The organism is Candidatus Woesearchaeota archaeon (genome assembly GCA_003695435.1).
Classification (GTDB): domain Archaea; phylum Nanobdellota; class Nanobdellia; order Woesearchaeales; family UBA11576; genus J101.
Map to the genome: position 1 here is coordinate 1 of RFJL01000054.1, position 3,737 is coordinate 3,737.

6 protein-coding genes are annotated in these 3,737 nt (G+C 37.9%); 5 read left to right on the forward strand and 1 reads right to left on the reverse strand.

Annotation, left to right across the window (positions count from 1 at the left end):
• From D6774_04005 to D6774_04025, 5 genes are all read left to right on the forward strand, one after another.
• Positions 1–508: hypothetical protein (locus D6774_04005; protein RME77572.1), on the forward strand; the 508-nt coding region annotated here is incomplete at its 5' end.
• A gap of 1 nt (position 509) precedes the next feature.
• Positions 510–1,538 carry a flap endonuclease-1 gene (gene fen / locus D6774_04010; protein RME77573.1) on the forward strand — a complete coding sequence of 343 codons (1,029 nt, stop codon included), beginning with the start codon at positions 510–512 and terminating at the stop codon, positions 1,536–1,538.
• Positions 1,520–2,344, forward strand: a complete 825-nt coding sequence (locus D6774_04015; GenBank protein RME77574.1) for a class I SAM-dependent methyltransferase family protein — start codon at positions 1,520–1,522, stop codon at positions 2,342–2,344. The genes fen and D6774_04015 overlap by 19 nt, the downstream gene beginning before the upstream one ends.
• Before the next feature lie 46 nt (positions 2,345–2,390).
• Positions 2,391–2,741, forward strand: a complete 351-nt coding sequence (locus D6774_04020; GenBank protein RME77575.1) for a hypothetical protein — start codon at positions 2,391–2,393, stop codon at positions 2,739–2,741.
• Positions 2,742–2,934: 193 nt separating this feature from the next.
• Positions 2,935–3,444: a hypothetical protein gene (locus D6774_04025; protein ID RME77576.1), complete on the forward strand. Its 510-nt coding sequence runs from the start codon at positions 2,935–2,937 to the stop codon at positions 3,442–3,444.
• On the opposite strand, the gene D6774_04030 is transcribed toward D6774_04025, so the two are convergent.
• The gene (locus D6774_04030) at positions 3,441–3,710 is read right to left on the reverse strand and encodes a hypothetical protein (GenBank protein RME77577.1); all 270 of its coding nucleotides are present in this window, start codon (positions 3,708–3,710) and stop codon (positions 3,441–3,443) included. The genes D6774_04025 and D6774_04030 overlap by 4 nt on opposite strands.
• Positions 3,711–3,737: the final 27 nt, after the last annotated feature.

Sequence of the window (3,737 nt, forward strand, 5' to 3'; positions counted from 1 at the left end):
GAGTTCAAAAGACGGGCAAGAAGTAAGCACTCCAAAAGAAACACCCACAATCACTCGCACATCTTCAACACAAACTGAACCGGCACAAACAACACAAGAATCTCTTAAAGGAACGCCTAAAGGCACTTCAAACACTGCGCAAAAAAAACTCACCGAAGATCTTTGCGAAGAACTCTTTGAAGAGCCTGAAGAGCCTGAAGACGAATTCTACAAAACCATCAAAAACTACTTCTCAAAACACAACATAAAAATCATTGAAGCAAAGGTCATAAGAAAAAACTCAGATATTGATCTTATCATCCTTCTTCCCACTGCTATGGGAGAAGTTAAATACTACTGCAAAGCAAAGGCAAAGAAAAAAGTCAATGATGGAGATCTAAGCTCAGCGTACATACAAGCGCAGATAAGAAAAATGCCTGTACTCTTCATCACCACAGGAGAAGTAACAAAAAAAGGTATTGATCTTGCACAAAAAGAATTCACCACGATGATCATTAAACAAATCTAACATGGGAGTCAATCTTAAAGATCTAACAAAAGGACGAGAAATCACCTTTGCAGAGCTCAAAGGAAAAAGACTAGCAGTTGATGCATTCAACATACTCTACCAATTCTTGTCTACTATACGAGGATATGACGGAACTCTGCTCATGGACAGCAAGGGAAACGTCACATCTCATTTATCAGGGCTGTTTTCGCGATCAACAAAACTTATGCAAAAAGGAATCAGACTCGCCTTCGTTTTTGATGGCGAAGCACCAGACCTTAAGAAAAAAGAGAGAGAACGCAGACGCGCACTCAAAGAAGAAGCACAAAGAGAATACGAAGTAGCGCAAAGAGAAGGAAACATAGAAGATATGAAAAAATACGCGCAAAGAACCGCAAGACTTGACAAAGAAATGATCGAAGAAGCAAAAAAACTTATTTCTGCGTTAGGCATGCCCGTTATTCAAGCACCATCAGAAGGAGAAGCACAAGCAGCATATATGGTAAAAAAAGGAGATCTCGACGCTGAGATCAGCCAAGATTTCGATTGCCTTCTCTTTGGTGTTCCTCGATTCATCCAAAACCTTACCATATCACAAAGAAGAAAAAAAACAAGCAAACTCTCCTACGAAACAATAAAGCCAAGAGAAATAACTCTTAAAGACACCCTTGAAGAGCTAGGAATCACCCACGACCAACTCATAGTAGTGGGTATCTTAGTAGGAACGGACTTCAACGTCGGAGGTGTTAAAGGCATAGGACCTAAGAAAGCACTTTCACTCGTAAAAGAATACGGAGAAGATTTTGACGCTCTTTTCAAGAATGTAAACTGGGAATTCAAGTACTCCTGGAAAGACGTGTTCAACCTCTTCAAAAACATGCCTGTTACCGATGAATACACACTTGACTGGAAACCCATTAATCGCGAAGAAGTTATACGTATCCTCGTACACGAACATGATTTCAATAAACAAAGAGTGATTGATACACTAAACGCACTTGAAAAGGAACAAAAAAAACTAGCTCAAAAAGGATTGGGGGCGTTCTTTTGAACTTCAAAGAAAGACTTAAGGAAATCCTCACAGAGGAAGAATACTCAATTGCAACATTTAGCTACGATCAAATAGGCAACATTGCAATAATTGATCTACCAGAAGAGCTCTATCACAAAGAAAAAGAAATAGGCGAAGCTCTTATCAAAACCATTAAACCCATCACCACTGTGTGTCGCAAGGATGGCATACACGAAGGAATATTTAGAACCCAACCACTAAAAGTCATTGCAGGCATCAACACAAAAGTTGCAGAATACAAAGAACTAGGTTGCAGATTCAAAGTTGATGTTGAAAAAGTATATTTCAGCCCGCGACTAAGCACAGAAAGAGAAAGGATAACCTCCATGATAAAACCCGACGAGAGAGTTCTTGTCATGTTTTCAGGATGTGGCATCTATCCTATTATCTTCTCACGAAGATCTCCCGCAAAAGAAATTGTGGGAATTGAAATAAACCCCGTAGCACACGAATACGCGCTTGAAAACATCACCCTAAACAAATGTAAAAACGTCACCGTTTATTGCGGCGATGTTCATAAAGTTCTACCCACACTGTCAGGAACATTTGATAGAATTGTTATGCCCTTACCCAAAACAGCACATGAATTTCTCAATGATGCAAAAGCATACTCCCACAAAGGAACAATACTACACTTCTACGCATTTGAAGAAGAATCAACCATGCCTGAAAAAACTGTTGAAACCGTAAACGAAGTTATTGATGGAAAACTCATCAGTTGGGCAAAGTGCGGGCCCAACAAACCAGGGTGGTTTAGAATCTGCGTTGATATACAAGTGAACTGATTACTTGCGTTTTTTAGATGCCTTTTTCTTTGAAGATTTCTTTTTCGTGCTTTTCTTCTTCACCGTCTTCTTCTTGACCGACTTCTTTTTAGAAGACTTTTTCTTAGATGATTTTTTAGCGCCCTTCTTTACTGCTTTCTTTTTAGATGTTTTTTTCTTAGAACTTGCTTTTTTCACACTCTTTTTCTTAGAAGCAGCCGCTTGTCTTTTGCGAATCGGCGTCTCTTCAATCATCGCCTCAATCTCCTTGAGACGTTTTTCAAGATCTTTGACGTCTTTTTCAACACCGCCAAATGCCTTTTTTACAGCAGCTTTGAACTTCTTAAATGACATGAGCAAAAGTAGGAAAGTGTGGTATATAAAGGTTATGCGTAATTCTCAAGATTGTTTTTTTTGATATCATCCAGCAGGACATAGTTTAATATACTGCGACATTCTTAGGAGTTCTGCGCAATGATTTAGTGAACACCAGATGAGGCACTTGCCTGTGATTATCGGAAGTAACTGATGAGCGCCTTTTACAATAATCCTATGGAAACATATGTTTATTTAGAAGCAATATTAGAAGAGAAAATGAGGTACTTTCCAGGATGAAACTTTATCTATTACGCCACGGAGAAGCAGATCCCGTAACAAAGAAACTAACTCCTAAAGGGGAGCTTCAAGCTAAAGAAACGGCTGGTTTTCTTAATACTCTGAAAATAGATAAAATTTATTCAAGTACGATGGAACGAGCTATTCAAACTGCTACATTCTTAGGAAAATCTTTTGAACAAAGATCTGAGTTAAATGAAATTTACAGAGTTATTGTAAAAGGACCCATTAAAGAAGGCACTCCTGAAGATAGGGAAGAAAAAGATAGGAAAAGAGCAGATAAATTCTGGGAAGAGGTAAGCAAAGAAAAAAAGAACATACTTTTAGTTTGTCATGGAAATATCATCAGATATTATCTTAACAAAATGGGGTCGGATATTATATGGGAAAATGAGCTTCAACCTTGCTCACTATCTATGATTGAGAATGACAACATTAGAGTGATTAATTATGTTGATCACTTGCCTGAACATTTACGATCACCAAGAGCAAAGAAATTAGATTAAAGTCTAATTATTTTCTTACCATCATAAACTATTTTTCGAGGGAATTTCTTCTTAATGAGAGGAAGCAATCCGTTGAGATATTCTTTACGTATATAAAATCCTATAAAATCAGGTGAATCTAAACGTACTTTCTTATGCGAAACAATCTCTATTTTTTTCATCTCGTCTGAATCAAAATAATGCTTTGAGATGTATGTATTGCGCACCTCCTGAGCAGACATAGTCCATTGCCACTTTTGCTTTATATCTGTCAAGCTCAGAAGCATGTGCTGAATTCGCGTAGTCTTGCTTGA

Excerpts from the sequence above, each read along its gene's own strand:
- D6774_04025 (RME77576.1), top strand. The coding sequence starts at position 2,935 with ATGAAACTTTATCTATTACGCCACGGAGAAGCAGATCCCGTAACAAAG.
- fen (RME77573.1), top strand. The coding sequence starts at position 510 with ATGGGAGTCAATCTTAAAGATCTAACAAAAGGACGAGAAATCACCTTT.
- D6774_04030 (RME77577.1), bottom strand. The coding sequence starts at position 3,710 with ATGCTTCTGAGCTTGACAGATATAAAGCAAAAGTGGCAATGGACTATG.